This window comes from Streptomyces cinerochromogenes (assembly GCF_014648635.1).
GTDB classification, from domain to species: domain Bacteria; phylum Actinomycetota; class Actinomycetes; order Streptomycetales; family Streptomycetaceae; genus Streptomyces; species Streptomyces cinerochromogenes.
On the sequence record NZ_BMRM01000004.1, the window covers coordinates 73219 to 88196 of the forward strand.

14 protein-coding genes are annotated in these 14978 nt (G+C 70.9%); 8 read left to right on the forward strand and 6 right to left on the reverse strand.

From position 1 onward, the window contains the following. The first annotated feature begins 135 nt into the window (after positions 1-135). The 3 genes from IEZ20_RS09380 to IEZ20_RS09390 all read left to right on the forward strand — a co-directional run bounded on the left by IEZ20_RS09380 (position 136) and on the right by IEZ20_RS09390 (position 3678). Positions 136-1962, forward strand: coding sequence for an acyl-CoA dehydrogenase (locus IEZ20_RS09380; protein WP_189297001.1), 1827 nt, complete (start codon positions 136-138; stop codon positions 1960-1962). 99 nt (positions 1963-2061) lie between these two features. Next, positions 2062-3360 (forward strand): M18 family aminopeptidase, encoded by a 1299-nt coding sequence (locus IEZ20_RS09385; RefSeq protein WP_189296406.1) that lies wholly within the window; start codon positions 2062-2064, stop codon positions 3358-3360. Between the two features lie 66 nt (positions 3361-3426). After that, the gene (locus tag IEZ20_RS09390) at positions 3427-3678 is read left to right on the forward strand and encodes a DUF6458 family protein (RefSeq protein WP_189296408.1); all 252 of its coding nucleotides are present in this window, start codon (positions 3427-3429) and stop codon (positions 3676-3678) included. Here IEZ20_RS09390 and IEZ20_RS09395 read toward each other — a convergent pair. From IEZ20_RS09395 to IEZ20_RS09405, 3 genes are all read right to left on the reverse strand, one after another. Then, positions 3666-5540: a thioredoxin-like domain-containing protein gene (locus IEZ20_RS09395; RefSeq protein ID WP_189296410.1), complete on the reverse strand. Its 1875-nt coding sequence runs from the start codon at positions 5538-5540 to the stop codon at positions 3666-3668. The two genes, IEZ20_RS09390 and IEZ20_RS09395, sit on opposite strands and share 13 nt — an antisense overlap. 136 nt (positions 5541-5676) lie before the next feature. Continuing rightward, positions 5677-6537 (reverse strand): calcium-binding protein, encoded by an 861-nt coding sequence (locus tag IEZ20_RS09400; protein ID WP_189296412.1) that lies wholly within the window; start codon positions 6535-6537, stop codon positions 5677-5679. Positions 6538-6701: 164 nt separating this feature from the next. Beyond that, the gene (locus IEZ20_RS09405) at positions 6702-7088 is read right to left on the reverse strand and encodes a cupin domain-containing protein (RefSeq protein WP_189296413.1); all 387 of its coding nucleotides are present in this window, start codon (positions 7086-7088) and stop codon (positions 6702-6704) included. Positions 7089-7139: 51 nt separating this feature from the next. On the opposite strand from IEZ20_RS09405, the gene IEZ20_RS09410 reads away from it, so the two are divergent. Both IEZ20_RS09410 and IEZ20_RS09415 read left to right on the forward strand, forming a co-directional pair. Then, positions 7140-8117, forward strand: a complete 978-nt coding sequence (locus IEZ20_RS09410; RefSeq protein ID WP_189296416.1) for a GlxA family transcriptional regulator — start codon at positions 7140-7142, stop codon at positions 8115-8117. A 42-nt stretch (positions 8118-8159) separates the two neighbouring features. Beyond that, positions 8160-8654, forward strand: coding sequence for an LURP-one-related/scramblase family protein (locus IEZ20_RS09415; RefSeq protein ID WP_189296418.1), 495 nt, complete (start codon positions 8160-8162; stop codon positions 8652-8654). A gap of 72 nt (positions 8655-8726) precedes the next feature. Here the strand turns inward: IEZ20_RS09415 and IEZ20_RS09420 are convergent, their stop codons facing one another. After that, on the reverse strand, positions 8727-9542 hold the full coding sequence (locus IEZ20_RS09420) for a carbon-nitrogen family hydrolase (RefSeq protein ID WP_189296420.1): 816 nt from the start codon (positions 9540-9542) through the stop codon (positions 8727-8729). A 179-nt stretch (positions 9543-9721) separates the two neighbouring features. Here IEZ20_RS09420 and IEZ20_RS09425 point away from each other — a divergent pair, with 179 nt between their 5' ends. Continuing rightward, a complete protein-coding gene (locus IEZ20_RS09425; protein ID WP_189296422.1) occupies positions 9722-10546 on the forward strand; it encodes a maleylpyruvate isomerase family mycothiol-dependent enzyme in 825 nt (274 codons plus the stop codon). A gap of 127 nt (positions 10547-10673) precedes the next feature. Here IEZ20_RS09425 and IEZ20_RS09430 read toward each other — a convergent pair whose 3' ends face one another. Both IEZ20_RS09430 and IEZ20_RS09435 read right to left on the reverse strand, forming a co-directional pair. Continuing rightward, on the reverse strand, positions 10674-11981 hold the full coding sequence (locus tag IEZ20_RS09430; protein ID WP_373303915.1) for an MFS transporter: 1308 nt from the start codon (positions 11979-11981) through the stop codon (positions 10674-10676). Then, positions 11978-12652, reverse strand: a complete 675-nt coding sequence (locus IEZ20_RS09435) for a GntR family transcriptional regulator (protein ID WP_189296424.1) — start codon at positions 12650-12652, stop codon at positions 11978-11980. Before IEZ20_RS09435 ends, IEZ20_RS09430 begins: the two co-directional genes overlap by 4 nt. Positions 12653-12842: 190 nt before the next feature. Between IEZ20_RS09435 and IEZ20_RS09440 the strand changes: the two genes are divergently transcribed. Then, positions 12843-13748: a D-alanyl-D-alanine carboxypeptidase family protein gene (locus IEZ20_RS09440; RefSeq protein WP_189296426.1), complete on the forward strand. Its 906-nt coding sequence runs from the start codon at positions 12843-12845 to the stop codon at positions 13746-13748. Between the two features lie 257 nt (positions 13749-14005). Further along, the gene (locus IEZ20_RS09445) at positions 14006-14941 is read left to right on the forward strand and encodes a BRO-N domain-containing protein (RefSeq protein ID WP_189296428.1); all 936 of its coding nucleotides are present in this window, start codon (positions 14006-14008) and stop codon (positions 14939-14941) included. The last annotated feature ends 37 nt before the right edge of the window (positions 14942-14978 follow it).

Consider the following 14978-nt stretch of genomic DNA (forward strand, 5'->3'; position numbering starts at 1 on the left):
TTGAGACGCGTCACAGATGACCGGATCGGGGTTGCGTCTTATTACCGACGGGTAGCATCATCGTAGCTACTTGTTGGTACGTGAACTAGGTGCGAGGAGTCAGTGCCTCGCCGATCCCTCTACGGAGCCGTCGCCATGGGGCACTACAAGTCGAATCTCCGCGACATCGAGTTCAACCTCTTCGAAGTACTGGGGCGCGACAAGGTGTACGGCACCGGCCCGTTCGAGGAGATGGACGTCGAGACCGCCAAGAGCGTCCTGGAGGAGCTGACCCGCCTCTCCGAGAACGAGCTGGCCGAGTCCTTCGCCGACGCCGACCGCAACCCGCCGGTCTTCGACCCGGAGACCAACACCGCACCCGTCCCGGCGTCCTTCAAGAAGAGCTACCAGGCCTTCATGGACTCCGAGTACTGGCGCCTCGGCCTGCCCGAGGAGATCGGCGGCACCACCTCGCCGCGCTCCCTGATCTGGGCCTACGCCGAGCTGATCCTGGGCGCCAACCCGGCCGTGTGGATGTACTCCTCCGGCCCCGCGTTCGCCGGCATCCTCTTCGAGGAGGGCAACGACGTCCAGAAGCACATCGCCAAGATCGCGACCGAGAAGCAGTGGGGCTCCACCATGGTGCTCACCGAGCCGGACGCCGGCTCGGACGTGGGCGCCGGCCGCACCAAGGCGGTCCAGCAGGAGGACGGCTCCTGGCACATCGAGGGCGTGAAGCGCTTCATCACCTCCGGTGAGCACGACATGTCGGAGAACATCCTCCACTACGTGCTCGCGCGTCCCGAGGGCGCCGGCCCCGGCACCAAGGGCCTGTCCCTCTTCCTCGTCCCGAAGTACCTCTTCGACTTCGAGACCGGCGAGCTGGGCGAGCGCAACGGCGTCTACGCCACCAACGTCGAGCACAAGATGGGCCTGAAGGCCTCCAACACGTGCGAGATGACCTTCGGCGACAAGCACCCCGCCAAGGGCTGGCTGATCGGCGACAAGCACGACGGCATCCGCCAGATGTTCCGCATCATCGAGTTCGCCCGCATGATGGTCGGCACGAAGGCGATCTCCACGCTCTCCACCGGCTACCTGAACGCGCTGGAGTACGCCAAGGAGCGCGTCCAGGGCCCGGACCTGGCGAACTTCATGGACAAGACCGCGCCCAAGGTCACCATCACCCACCACCCCGACGTGCGCCGCTCGCTCATGACGCAGAAGGCGTACGCGGAGGGCATGCGCGCCCTCGTGCTGTACACCGCCTCCCTCCAGGACACCATCCAGATCAAGGAGGCGAACGGCGAGGACGCCTCCGCCGAGGAAGCCCTCAACGACCTGCTCCTGCCGATCGTCAAGGGCTACGGCTCCGAGAAGGGCTACGAGCAGCTCGCCCAGTCGCTGCAGACCTTCGGCGGCTCCGGCTTCCTGCAGGAGTACCCGATCGAGCAGTACATCCGGGACTCCAAGATCGACACCCTGTACGAGGGCACCACGGCGATCCAGGGCCAGGACTTCTTCTTCCGGAAGATCGTCCGCAACCAGGGTGCCGCGCTGAACTCCCTCGCCGAGGACATCAAGAAGTTCCTGGCCCTCGGCACCGGCGGCGAGGAGCTGGCCGGCGCCCGCGAGCACCTGGCCAAGGCGGCCGTGGAGCTGGAGGCGATCGTCGGCCTGATGCTGACCGACCTCGCCGCCACCGAGCAGGACACCAAGAACATCTACAAGGTCGGCCTGAACACCACCCGCCTGCTCATGGCCTCCGGTGACGTGGTCGTCGGCTACCTGCTCCTCAAGGGCGCCGCGGTCGCCGCCGAGAAGCTGGCCACCGCCTCGGCGAAGGACAAGGCGTTCTACACCGGCAAGATCGCCGCGGCGAAGTTCTTCGCGGCGAACGTCCTGCCGGGCGTCACCCTCGCCCGCAAGGTCGCCGGCAACGTCGAGCTGGACCTGATGGAGCTGGACGAGGCCGCGTTCTAGCCGACCCGTCCGGACGTTCTGGACGTCCCCGTCGATTCCTCGCACGGGCCCGCTCTCTTTACCGGGAGCGGGCCCGTGCACGTCGTTAAGGTGAATCCCATGAGCGCTTCCGCCCGCTTCGACCGCGGCCACACCGACGACCTGATGTCCTTCCTGGCGGCGAGCCCGTCGCCGTACCACGCCGTGGCGAACACCGCCGAGCGGCTGGAGAAGGCGGGCTTCCGGCAGGTCGCGGAGACGGACGCCTGGGACGGCACCAGCGGTGGCAGGTACGTGCTGCGCGGCGGCGCGATCGTGGCCTGGTACGTGCCCGAGGGCGCCGAGCCGCACACCCCCTTCCACATCATCGGCGCGCACACCGACTCACCGAGCCTGAGGGTCAAGCCGCGCCCGGACACCGGGGCGCACGGCTGGCGCCAGGTCGCCGTGGAGATCTACGGCGGCCCGCTGCTCAACTCCTGGCTCGACCGGGACCTGGGCCTGGCCGGCCGGCTGACGCTGCGCGACGGTTCCTCGGTCCTGGTCAGTGTGGACCGGCCGCTGCTGCGGGTGCCGCAGCTCGCCATCCACCTGGACCGTTCGGTCAGCTCCGAGGGGCTCAAGCTCGACAAGCAGCGGCATCTGCAGCCGGTGTGGGGACTCGGCAACGACGTGTCGGACGGCGACCTGATCGCCTTCCTGGAGCAGGAGGCCGGGCTGGCGGCGGGCTCCGTGGCCGGCTGGGACCTGATGACGCACCCGGTGGAGCCGCCGGCCTACCTCGGCCGGGACCGGGAACTGGTCGCCGGTCCCCGCATGGACAACCTGCTGTCCGTGCACGCCGGTGCCGCCGCCCTCGCCGCCGTCGCGACCTCCGGCGCCCCGCTCACCCGCATCCCGGTGCTGGCCGCCTTCGACCACGAGGAGAACGGCTCCCAGTCGGACACCGGCGCCGACGGCCCGCTGCTCGGATCGGTCCTGGAGCGCTCGGTGTTCGCGCGGGGCGGCTCGTTCGAGGACCGGGCCCGGGCTTTCGCCGGCACGGTCTGCCTGTCCTCCGACACGGGCCACGCGGTCCACCCCAACTACGCGGAACGGCACGACCCCACGCACCACCCGCGGGTCAACGGCGGGCCCATCCTCAAGGTCAACGTCAACAACCGCTACGCCACGGACGGTTCCGGGCGCGCGGTGTTCGCCGCGGCCTGCGAGAAGGCGAACGTCCCCTTCCAGAGCTTCGTCTCCAACAACTCCATGCCGTGCGGCACCACCATCGGCCCGATCACCGCGGCCCGGCACGGCATCCGCACGGTCGACATCGGCGTGGCGATCCTCTCCATGCACAGCGTCCGTGAACTGTGCGGCGCCGACGACCCGTTCCTGCTCGCGAACGCCCTGACGGCCTTCCTGCAGGGCTAGTCGGGACCTCGCCGGGTACCCGGAGGGCACCGGAGATTCCGGAACCGGAAGGGGAGGCGAGGTCTCATGGGTCTCGGCGGATGCATCATCCTCATCGCCATAGGGGCCATTCTGACGTTCGCGACCGACTGGCACATGCAGGGTGTCAACCTCACCGTCGTCGGCCTGATCCTGATGGCCGTGGGCCTGATCGGGGTGGCCACCTTCAGCGGCATCGCACGACGCCGCCGGGTGGTGGTCCCGCCGACGACGCCGGTGGTGGAGGGCGAACCGCACCACCACCGCGCCGACGGCTACAGCGACGGTTACGGCGTCTGAGCCGCCGCCTCCTGCTCGTCCGTGCCGGCGTCCATGCCCGCCAGGACGAGCGGCAGGCGGTCGGCCCCGCCCGCTGTGAGGCGGAGCGGGACGCCCCAGTCCTGCTGGTGGACATGGCAGGCGGGGTACGCGTCGGCCCCCGCGGCGGAGCCGCTGCCGGACGCGTCGTCGCAGCTCGCGGCCATCGCCGAGACGTGCAGGACGCCCTCGGTGACGGCCGGGTTCAGCTCCAGTTCCCGGGACAGGTCCGTGTCCGCTCCCCCGCCCTCGAGCAGCAGCTCGGGCGGGGTCGAGGAGACCAGCAGACGGGTCGAGGGGCCGTACCTGGTGTCGAGCTTCTGGCCCGCGGGGGCCTGGAAGACCACCTCCAGGCGCAGCCGGCCGGGGGCGACCTCGGTGGCGGCGCGCCGGGTGCGGTGGGCGACCGACTTCACCCGGACCGCCTCCTCCGGCAGGCGCAGGCGGGTCAGCCGGTGCCGGGCCGACTCCACCACCACGATGTCCTCGCCGACGAGGACCGCGTCGCTGGGCTCGCGCAGATCGGTGGCGAGCGTGGTGACCTCGCCGGTCGCGGGGTCGTAGCGGCGCAGGGCGTGGTTGTAGGTGTCGGCGACCGCGACCGAGCCGTCCGGCAGGGCGGTGACGCCCAGCGGGTGCTGCAGGAGCGCCTGGCCGGCGGCGCCGTCGCGGTGGCCGAAGTCGAACAGGCCGGTGCCGACGGCGGTGTGGACGTGCCCCTCCGTGTCCACCCAGCGCAGGGCGCTCGTCTCGGAGTCGGCGAGCCACAGCCGGCCGGCGGTGGCCGCGAGCCCGGAGGGCTGGGCGAACCAGGCCTCGGCGCCGGGCCCGTCCACCAGGCCCTCGTTGGTGGTGCCCGCCGCCACGGCGACCGTGCGGGTGGCCGGGTCGTACGTCCACAGCTGGTGGACGCCGGCCATCGCGATCCACACCCTGCCGCCGAAGACCGCGACGTCCCATGGGGAGGAGAGGTCCACCTCGCGGGCCGGGCCGGAGGTCGCCGAGCCCTGCCACCACTGCTTGCCGGTGCCCGCCAGGGTCGTCACCTCGCCGGTGGCGAGGTCCAGGCGGCGCAGGGCGTGGTTGACGGTGTCGGCGACCACCACCGAACCGTCGTCCAGCAGTGCCAGGCCCTGCGGCTCGTTGAAGGACGCCTCCTGAGGTCCGCCGTCCGCGAAGGCGCGCGCGCCGGAGCCGAGCCGCCGTACGACGGTCTCCGCGTCCTCGGCCAGCTCCACCAGCTGGTGCCGGGTGGTGTCGCTGACCAGGAAGTTCCCCGAGGGAAGCAGCAGCGCCTTGCCGGGGAAGCGCAGCGTCGTCGGCTCGGGCTCCGGCGGCACATAGGGGCCGTCGCCGCGGCGCAGGGTGCCCTTCGCCGCGTGCTCCGCCTCCAGCTCCGTCACCAGGCGCTCGATGGCGTGCACATGCCCCTCACCGGCGTGCTGGGCGACGACGTACCCCTCCGGGTCGATCACCACCAGCGTGGGCCAGGCGCGCACCGCGTACTGCTTCCAGGTGGCCAGCTCCGGGTCGTCCAGGACGGGGTGCGCCACGCCGTAGCGCTCCACGGCGTCCACGACGGCCTGGTGCTCGGCCTCGTGCACGAACTTCGGCGAGTGCACCCCGATCACCACGAGCGTGTCCCGGTGCTTCTCCTCCAGCTCGCGCAGCTCGTCCAGGACGTGCAGGCAGTTGATGCAGCAGAAGGTCCAGAAGTCCAGGACGACTATGCGTCCGCGCAGGTCGGCGAGGGTGTACTGCTGGTCTCCCGTGTTCAGCCAGCCACCCTTGCCGATCAGCTCGGGGGCGCGTACCCGGACACGTCGGGGTGCGGAGTCGGTCATGGCTCCCAGGGTGCCATCCGGCGGCGACAACCGTTCGAGCCTGTGGACAACCGGCCGACAGCCGTTCGTGCCCTGTGGACAACCTGCCGACCGCCGCCCGGCCTGTGGACGACCCGTCCGGCCCGGCAACCGGTCGTCAGTCCTGGCGGACCACATCCGTGCCGGGGCCGCCCGAGAGGGTGTCCCGGCCGGCACCGCCGTACAGCCTGTCGTTCCCGCTGTTGCCGTACAGCCTGTCGTCGCCGCCGTTGCCGTACAGGACGTCGTTGCCCCTGCCGCCGTACAGGGTGTCGGCGCCCGCGCCGCCGGTGATCGTGTCCCTGCCGTCGTCGCCGGACAGGTACTGGGCTCCTGAGCCGCCGTGCAGCGTGTCGTCGCCCTTGCCGCCCTGCACGATGTTGTCGCCGCCGCTCGCGGTGATCGTGTCGTTGCCGTCGCCGCCCCAGGCCAGGCCCTCCTTGCCGACGGTCAGGGTGTCGTTGCCCGCGCCGCCCGAGACGTACGCCCCGTCGAGGCGGCCGGAGTCGGTCGCCCTGTCGTTGCCGGCGCCCAGCGAGATCTCGGCGTAGGAGTAGATCTGGTCGGTGGCGTTGCGGTACGCGACCGAGTCGTTGCGGTCGCCCAGGTCCATCACCAGCGCGGCGTACGGGTCCTGGCTGTCGACGCTGGTGACCGTGCAGGAGACCTTCGTGCGGTCCGCGCCGTCGGGGTGGCGGCAGTCGTGGCCGGCGCGGATCGGGACGGCGTCGTCGATGACGTAGGTGATGCCCGTGCGGTCCGCGGTGAGTGACGCGGTGACGGTGGCCTTGTTGGTCTGGCCGGGGGCGGCCCTGTAGGTGAGCTGCCAGTCGTACGCGTTGACCTCGGCCGTGGCCGGCGCCACGGCGGCGCCGGCGGGTCCGGCCAGGGCGAGCGGTACGGCCAGGGCCGCACCGAGGACCAGGGCCGCCGCCGGAACGGCGCGGGTCACCCGGCGGCGGGCGGGACGAGAGGACATGGCGGAACCTCCGAGAGGGAGCGTGCGGTCTGCTGTTCCTTGCACCACGTCCGACTCGGGGCCCTCCGGTTTGGTTGGGCAACTTCCCCGTGCGCGCGGGAAGTTCACCCCTGGGACACCCCTCGGCCCGCTGGATTCGGGCGCCCCGTCATCCGGGCGCCCCGTCAGGTGAGCGGGTGGCCCGTGGTCGCGTCCACGTGGTCGGGGACCTCCTCGTGCCGGTCGCCGACGGTCAGCGTCCCGGTGGGCTCGAAGACCAGGATCTCGGTGGGCACGGGCGCGTACGGCTTGTGTTCGATGCCGCGCGGCACGGTGAACACCGAGCCCCTGGGCAGGACCACCGTGCGCTCGCCGGCCGGTTCGCGCAGACCGATGTGCAGTTCGCCCGCGAGGACCAGGAAGAACTCGTCGGTGTGCGCGTGCGCGTGCCAGAGGTGCTCGCCCTCGACCTTCGCCACGCGCACGTCGTAGTCGTTGACGGCCGTGACGATGCGGGGGCTCCACTGCTCGGTGAAGGAGGCGAGGGCCGCCTCCAGGGAGATCGGTTCCATGGGTTCATCGTCGCCGGGTGCCGACGGCCCGGCGAGTGCTAGAAATCGCACATGCCGCAACGATCCTCTCACCGTGTCGTGCTGGTGGTCGACGACAACTCCAACCCCTTCGAGATGAGCTGCGCCATCGAGGTCTTCGGGCTCGCACGGCCCGAACTCGGACGCGAGCTGTACGACTTCCGGCTGTGCGCGGCCGAACCGGAGACCCGCATGCGGGACGGCTTCTTCACCCTCACCGGGGTCGCCGGGCTGGAGGCCGCCGAGTCCGCCGACACGCTGATCGTGCCGAACCGGCCCGACACCGAGGCCCCGCGCGCGGAACGCGTCCTGGACGTCATCCGGCGGGCACACGCGCGTGGCGCCCGGCTCGTCGGCTTCTGCTCGGGCGCGTTCACCCTCGCCGAGGCCGGGCTGCTGGACGGACGCCGGGCGGCCTGCCACTGGATGTGGGCGGACGCCTTCCGGGCCCGCTTCCCGCGGGTGCGCCTGGAGGCGGACGTGCTCTTCGTGGACGACGGCGACATCCTCACCGCCTCCGGCAGCGCCTCCGCGCTCGACCTCGGTCTGCACCTCGTGCGCCGCGACCACGGCGTGGAGATCGCCAACCACGTCTCCCGGCGGCTCGTCTTCGCCGCGCACCGGGACGGCGGGCAACGCCAGTTCGTGGAGCGGCCGGTGCCCGCGGTGCCCGACGAGTCGCTCGGCCCGCTGCTGGCCTGGGCGCAGGAACGGCTGGGCGAACCGCTGACCGTCGCGGACCTCGCCGCGCGCGCGGCCGTCTCCCCCGCCACCCTGCACCGCCGCTTCCGCAGCCAGCTGGGGACGACTCCGCTGGCCTGGCTCACCGGGGAACGCGTGGCGCTGGCGTGCCGGCTGATCGAACGGGGCGAGGAGCGGCTGGACGTCGTGGCGGCGCGCAGCGGCCTGGGCACGGCGGCCAACCTGCGGGCCCGGCTGCGGCGCGAGACGGGGCTGAGCCCGTCGGCGTACCGCCGCCGGTTCGGCGCGGGACTCGCGGGACTCCTCTGACGGCTCCGTGACGATCCCCCGGTGCCGGGGAAGCGTCACCGTATGAGATTCCTCGTACGCGACCGGATCCTCGGCATCGGTGACGACTGGTGGATCGAGGACGAACACGGCCGGAAGGTGTTCCTCGTCGACGGCAAGGCGATGCGGCTGCGCGACACCTTCGAGCTGAAGGACACCCAGGGACGGGTCCTCATCGACATCCACCAGAAGATGCTCGCCCTGCGCGACACCATGGTGATCGAACGGGACGGCGAGGCCCTGGCCCGGATCCGCCGCAAACGGCTGTCCCTGCTGCGCAACCACTACCGGGTCTCGCTGGTGGACGGCACCGAACTGGACGTCAGCGGCAAGATCCTGGACCGGGAGTTCGCCGTCGAGTACGACGGCGAACTCCTCGCGGTGATCTCCCGCCGCTGGCTGAGCGTCCGCGACACCTACGGCGTCGACGTCGTACGGGAGGACGCCGACCCGGCGCTGCTGATCGCCGTGGCGGTGTGCGTGATCCACCTCGCCGAGAAGGAGGGGGAGGAGGACTGACCGCGCCGGGAGGAAGGAGGGAGAGGGCCGACCCCGCGGGACTGACCCCGCAGGGGGAGAGGGCCGACCCCGCTACCGCGGCCGGTCCAGGCCGAGGACCCGGTCCTTCAGCGCGGGGAACTGCTCGCGGGTCGCGGCCACCTTCGCCGGGTCGAGGTCGACCGTGAGGACCTCTTCTCCGGGGCCGGCCTCGGCGAGCACCTCGCCCCACGGATCCACCACGATCGAGTGACCCGCCTGCGGAACCCCGGCGTGGGTCCCGGCCGTTCCACAGGCGAGCACGAACGCCTGGTTCTCCACCGCCCGCGCCTGAGCCAGCAGCGTCCAGTGCGCGCGTCGCCGCTCGGGCCAGCCCGCCGGGATCACCAGCGTCTCGGCGCCGGCGTCGACCAGTCCACGGAAGAGCTCGGGGAAACGGAGGTCGTAGCAGGTGGCCACGCCGAGCGTGGTCCCGGGCAGCCGGACCGTCACCAGGTCCCGGCCCGCGCCCATCAGCACGGCCTCGCCCTTGTCGAAGCCGAAGCGGTGGATCTTGCGGTAGACCGCGGCCAGTTCACCGGAGGGGGAGAAGACGAGGGACGTGTTGTAGAGGGTGCCGTCGCCCGCGGCGGAGCCGCTGCCGGATGCAGCGCGTTCGGGGATGGAGCCGGCGTGCAGCCACACGCCCGCGTCGCTCGCCGCCTTGGCCATCGTCTCGTACGTCGGCCCTTCGAGCGGCTCGGCCTCCCGGCCGAACTCCTCGTAGGCGAAGGCGCCGGTGGTCCACAGTTCGGGCAGGACGACGAGGTCGGCCCCGCTCTGTTCCCGCACCAGCGCGGCCACCCGCCGCCGCCGGGAGTCGACCGGTTCGCCCTCGTCCACGGCGATCTGGATCAGCGAAGCGCGCACACTACCACCGTCCTGGCATTCGAGTCGTCCACACAGGCCTACGATCGTCACACGAAAGCACTGCCGGGGTGCCTTTCAGCAGCGTAACTTAGCTCCCCAAGACACCCGCGAAGTGCAACCGCCCGCTGGCACCGCCGCCGCAACCTGCCCGTGTACCGACCGCCGAGGGGTCCCGTTCCGTGAGTCTGCATCCCACCCTCCAGCCCTACGCCGACGCCTGGACGCACTCCATCGAAGCGATATCCGAGATGGTGCAGTCGCTCGTCGAGGGCGAGTGGAACCGGCGGACCCCCTGCCCCGGCTGGTCGGTGCGGGACGTCGTGTCCCACGTCATCGGCCTGGACTGCGAGATGCTCGGCGATCCGCGCCCCATCCACTCCCTGCCGCGCGACCTCTTCCACGTCACCACCGAGCACCAGCGCTACATGGAGATGCAGGTCGACGTCCGCCGCCACCACACGGCGCCGGAGATGACGGCCGAGCTGGAGTACACGGTCATCCGCCGCAACCGCCAGCTGCGCGGCGAGTCCCGTGACCCGGGCACCCTGGTGCGCGGCCCCCTGGGCACCGAGATCACCCTGGAACAGGCCTACCGCGCCCGGGCCTTCGACGTGTGGGTGCACGAGCAGGACCTGCGCACGGCCCTGGGCCGCCCCGGCAACCTGGACTCGCCGGGCGCGTACGTCACGCGGGACGTGCTGCTGGAGGCGCTGCCCAAGGTCGTGGCGCACGACGCGAACGCCCCGCGCAGCTCGGCGATCGTGTTCGACGTGCACGGCCCGGTGGAGTTCCTGCGCACGGTCCGCGTCGACATCCAGGGCCGCGGCACCGTGGAGACCGCCCCCGCCCTCGGCCCCGCCGCCACCCTCACCCTCGACTGGGAGACCTACGTCCGCCTGGCCTGCGGCCGCGTCACCCCGGAGGCGGTGACGGACCGGGTGAAGACGGAGGGCGACCAGGACCTGGCGACGGAGATCCTGCGCCACTTCGCGGTGACGCCGTAAGACGCGGCTGCGGGCGGCCGCGCCTCCCCCGGCTCCGCGAGCGGGGGTACCCCCAAGCGGCACGGGCGGGCGCGGCGGCACCCTGCCGGCGCCGGTAGGCGCCCCCCCCCCGCCCGGCACAGGGCACCTATGCGGGGACGTGCACCGTCTCCACCCGGCTGGCCACCAACCGCTCCCGCTCCCGCCGGGCCGCCCGCCCCCGCAGCCGCAGGATCTGGCTGACCCCGAGCGCCTGCAGCACGAACACGGCGCTGAACGCCACGGTGTAGTCGTCCCCGGTCGCGTCCAGCAGCACGCCGATCGCGAACAGCGTCGTCATGGAGGCGATGAAACCGCCCATGTTGGTGATGCCGGACGCGGTCCCCTGCCGCTCCGGCGGGTTGGCCGGCCGGGCGAAGTCGAAGCCGATCATCGAGGCCGGTCCGCACGCGCCGAGCACCGTGCACAGCACCAGCAGGAGCCACGTCGGCGCATGGTCACCGGGGTAGGCGAGGGTGGCCGCCCACAGCAGCGCGGTGGCGCTCACCGTGCCCAGCGCCAGCGGCAGCCGCGCCGCGTGGTGCCGGGCGACGATCTGGCCGTAGACCAGGCCGACCACCATGTTGGACAGGACGACGAGGGTGAGCAGCTCACCGGCCGCGGCGCGGCTGAGGCCCTGCGCCTCGACGAGGAACGGCAGGCCCCACAGCAGCAGGAACACCATCGCCGGGAACTGGGTGGTGAAGTGCACCCACAGGCCCAGCCGGGTGCCCGGCTCCCGCCAGGCAGCGGCGATCTGCCGGCGGACGTAGGCCGCGCCCTGGTGCGGGGACGGCTCCGGTTCCTGGCCCTCGGGGTGGTCCTTCAGGAACAGCAGGGTCAGGACCAGGACGACCGCGCCCGCCAGCGCGCTGCCCGCGAACGCCGGGGTCCAGCCGATGCCGTGCAGCAGCCGGGACAGGACCAGGGTGGAGACCAGGTTGCCCGCCATGCCGACCAGTCCCGCGAGCTGCGCGACCATCGGGCCGCGCCGGGCCGGGAACCAGCGGGTGCCGAGCCGCAGCACGCTGATGAAGGTCATCGCGTCGCCGCAGCCCAGCAGGGCGCGGGAGGCGAGCGCGGTGCCGTACGAGGGGGAGAAGGCGAAGCCCAGCTGCCCCGCGGTGAACAGGACCGCTCCGATGCTCAGCACCCTCTTGGTGCCGAGGCGGTCGACCAGCAGGCCGACGGGTATCTGCATGCCCGCGTAGACCAGCAGCTGGAGTATGGAGAAGGTGGACAGGGCGGAGGCGCCCACGTGGAAGCGGTCGGCCGCGTCGAGGCCGGCCACGCCCAGGGACGTACGGAAGATGACGGCGACGAAGTAGACGGCCACGCCTATGGACCACACGGCGACGGCCCGGCGGCCGCCCGGTGGATCACCCGGAAGAGTGGCGTTGCGCATCGCGCCGCTCATCGGACCTCACCCCGGGCGAGGTGCGAGAACCAGCTCACGTGCCGGTGCACGACGGCGACGGCCGCCTCCGCGTCCCCGGCGCGCAGCGCGTTCAGGATCTCCTCGTGCTCGGCGAGCGTCTTGGCGATCCGGTCGGGGTGGGAGTGCATGACGGCCACACCCATCCGCAGCTGGCGGTCGCGCAGCTGGTCGTAGAGCCGGGAGAGGATCTCGTTGCCCCCGCTGCGCACGATCTCGGCGTGGAAGCAGCGGTCGGTGACCGCGGCGGCGGCCAGATCACCGGCGGCGGCCTGCGCCTTCTGCTGCTCCAGCAGCTCGGTCAGCCGCTCCAGCAGGCCGGGTGGGGCGGGCACGGCCTTGCGGGCCGCGTGCTCCTCCACCAGCAGCCGGGTCTCCACCACGTCGGCGATCTCCTGCGCGGAGACCGGCAGGACGAGGGCGCCCTTCTTCGGGTAGAGCCGGATGAGCCCCTCGGCCTCCAGTCGCAGCAGCGCCTCCCGGACGGGGGTGCGCGAGACACCGACGGCCTCGGCCAGCTCACCCTCGGTGAGCAGGGTGCCGCCCTCGTAGCGGCGGTCGAGTACGCCCTGCTTGACGTGGGTGTACACGCGGTCGGCGGCGGGTGGCTGCTTGAGGGACTGCGGGGCGGGCTGCTCGACGGCCGTGTTCATGCCCACAGCATAGATACAACGCGTACACAAGGGCGGCACCGTCCATGATGCGGACGGGAGGACCCCCTCCCGCAGCAGCCGTACAACCTTCTGTGCTACTTACGTGTCACACATGCGCGGCCCCCCTCCCCCATGCCACCTCAACTCGGCCGCGCTTCAGGGGCATTCAAGACATTAGAGGTACATCACTTTGATTACCGGCATTAAGGGCATCCGCTTCCGCAGCGTCGCCGTCGTCGCCGTCACCTCCGGCGCGCTGCTCACCACCGGTGCCCTCACCGCAGCGCCCGCCCAGGCCGTCACCGCGCCCTCGATCGTGGCCAAGGGCGGGTACGTGATGAACAACTCGAACGCCAAGACGCTGTACACGAAGGCAGCGGACACCAGGCGTTCCACCGGATCCACCACCAAGATCATGACCGCCAAGGTCGTGCTCGCCCAGTCGAACCTCAACCTCGACGCCAAGGTCACGATCCAGAAGGCGTACAGCGACTACATCGTCGACAACGACTACGCCTCGAACGCCGGGCTGATCGTCGGCGACAAGGTCACCGTCCGTCAGCTGCTGTACGGGCTGATGCTGCCCTCCGGCTGCGACGCGGCGTACGCGCTCGCCGACAAGTTCGGCTCGGGCTCGACCCGGGCGGCGCGCGTGAAGTCGTTCATCGGCAAGATGAACACCACGGCGAAGAACCTGGGCCTGAAGAACACGCACTTCGACTCGTTCGACGGCATCGGCCACGGCGCCAACTACTCGACCCCGCGCGACCTGACGAAACTCGCCAGCAGCGCGATGAAGAACTCCACGTTCCGCACGATCGTCAAGACCAAGGCGTACACCGCGAAGACGATCACCAAGTCGGGCAGCCCCCGCACGATGAAGACGTGGAAGAACACCAACGGGCTCCTCAGCAGCTACAGCGGCACCATCGGCGTGAAGACCGGCTCCGGCCCGGAAGCCAAGTACTGCCTGGTCTTCGCCGCGACCCGGAACGGCAAGACGGTCATCGGCACCGTCCTCGCCTCCACGTCCATCGCCCAGCGTGAGACGGACGCGAAGAAGCTCCTCAACTACGGCTTCGCCAAGCTCGGCTGACACCACGCCGCACACCAGGGCCCGTCGCGTACAGCGGCGGGCCCTTCGTGCAGCGCGCACGCGGCCGGGCTGGGGCCGATGTGCGCCCAGGGGAGGACGACAGCTGCGCGTCACCGCGTACGGCGGGCGCACCCAGCACACAACGGATGTGCCGTGCGAGGGAATTGGCGCACTTCCCCCGCAATCGTGAACACCAATCCTTTCCGCTGGCATATTCCCTTTCCTCCGCTCTACGTTCCGCGGCGGAGGTGGTTCACATGAACGAACCCAGGAAACGGTCCGAGCCCGCCGGACAGCACAACGCGATCGACGTCAGCGACTTCGTGTACGCGGCCACCGGAGCCCGCGTCCGCCGGCTGACCATGCCGGACGGGAGCCATTGGTTCCCGGCGGTGGATGTGTGCAAGGAACTCGGGCACAGCAACTCTCGTCAGGCTCTCGCCGATCACGTTCCCGAAGAGCACCGAGAGATTCTCGAGACCGTAACCGGAGCTTACGGTCTCAGCATTCCCGCAGGTAGGGAGTGGCGTCGAGACCTGAACGTCATCTCTCTGCAGGGTCTCATCCTGCTCGTCAACGCCTGCACGAAGCCCGCCTGCGTCCCGTTCAGACTCTGGGTCGCCGAAGTCATCGAGACCGTGCAGCGGGAGGGTTCCTACACTCTCGAAGAGGCCGAGGTGCAGCCGGCCGAACCGGGCGCGCCCATCGCGTACGCCATGCCCGAACAGGTCGCGGAAGCCATCGTGCGGCTTGAGTCGCACAACCTTCAGATGGACGAACAGCTGGCGAGCGGGCAGCGTGAACTGATCGAGCTGCAGAGGGCCACCCTCGCGGTGCAACAGGCCATGGTACGGGCCGTGGAACGCATCGCGGACCGGTTCGACGCCCTCCTCCTCGCGCCTCCGGTGCCTGGACGTCAGCCGGCGGCGCCGCCCACCACGGAGTCCGTTATCGCCGACTGGCGGCAGCGGTTGTCCGTGACCGAGGACGTGTGGACCGTGGCCGTGGTCATCGCCCCGATCCTCGTCGAGCAGGGTGAGCTGCGCGACCCGCTGGAGGTCATCGCGGCCCGTACCGGGCTGTCGGTGCACCGTGTGAATGAATGCCTCCGCCTGCTGCGCAAGCACGCCTGCATCCGCTCGCAGGGCGGGGCGAAGGACGGGGCTCCGGTGTACGTACTCAACTGCAAGTAGAAGAGAAAAGAGAGGGGGCGGTCGCAAGCGGAAGTTG

Bases quoted from the DNA above. Each gene is read 5' to 3' on its own strand.
- IEZ20_RS09400 (WP_189296412.1), bottom strand. From the start codon at position 6,537: ATGTCCTCTCGTCCCGCCCGCCGCCGGGTGACCCGCGCCGTTCCGGCG.
- IEZ20_RS09395 (WP_189296410.1), bottom strand. From the start codon at position 5,540: ATGACCGACTCCGCACCCCGACGTGTCCGGGTACGCGCCCCCGAGCTG.
- IEZ20_RS09390 (WP_189296408.1), top strand. From the start codon at position 3,427: ATGGGTCTCGGCGGATGCATCATCCTCATCGCCATAGGGGCCATTCTG.
- IEZ20_RS09410 (WP_189296416.1), top strand. From the start codon at position 7,140: ATGCCGCAACGATCCTCTCACCGTGTCGTGCTGGTGGTCGACGACAAC.
- IEZ20_RS09405 (WP_189296413.1), bottom strand. From the start codon at position 7,088: ATGGAACCGATCTCCCTGGAGGCGGCCCTCGCCTCCTTCACCGAGCAG.
- IEZ20_RS09435 (WP_189296424.1), bottom strand. From the start codon at position 12,652: ATGAACACGGCCGTCGAGCAGCCCGCCCCGCAGTCCCTCAAGCAGCCA.
- IEZ20_RS09415 (WP_189296418.1), top strand. From the start codon at position 8,160: ATGAGATTCCTCGTACGCGACCGGATCCTCGGCATCGGTGACGACTGG.
- IEZ20_RS09385 (WP_189296406.1), top strand. From the start codon at position 2,062: ATGAGCGCTTCCGCCCGCTTCGACCGCGGCCACACCGACGACCTGATG.
- IEZ20_RS09445 (WP_189296428.1), top strand. From the start codon at position 14,006: ATGAACGAACCCAGGAAACGGTCCGAGCCCGCCGGACAGCACAACGCG.
- IEZ20_RS09380 (WP_189297001.1), top strand. From the start codon at position 136: ATGGGGCACTACAAGTCGAATCTCCGCGACATCGAGTTCAACCTCTTC.
- IEZ20_RS09430 (WP_373303915.1), bottom strand. From the start codon at position 11,981: ATGAGCGGCGCGATGCGCAACGCCACTCTTCCGGGTGATCCACCGGGC.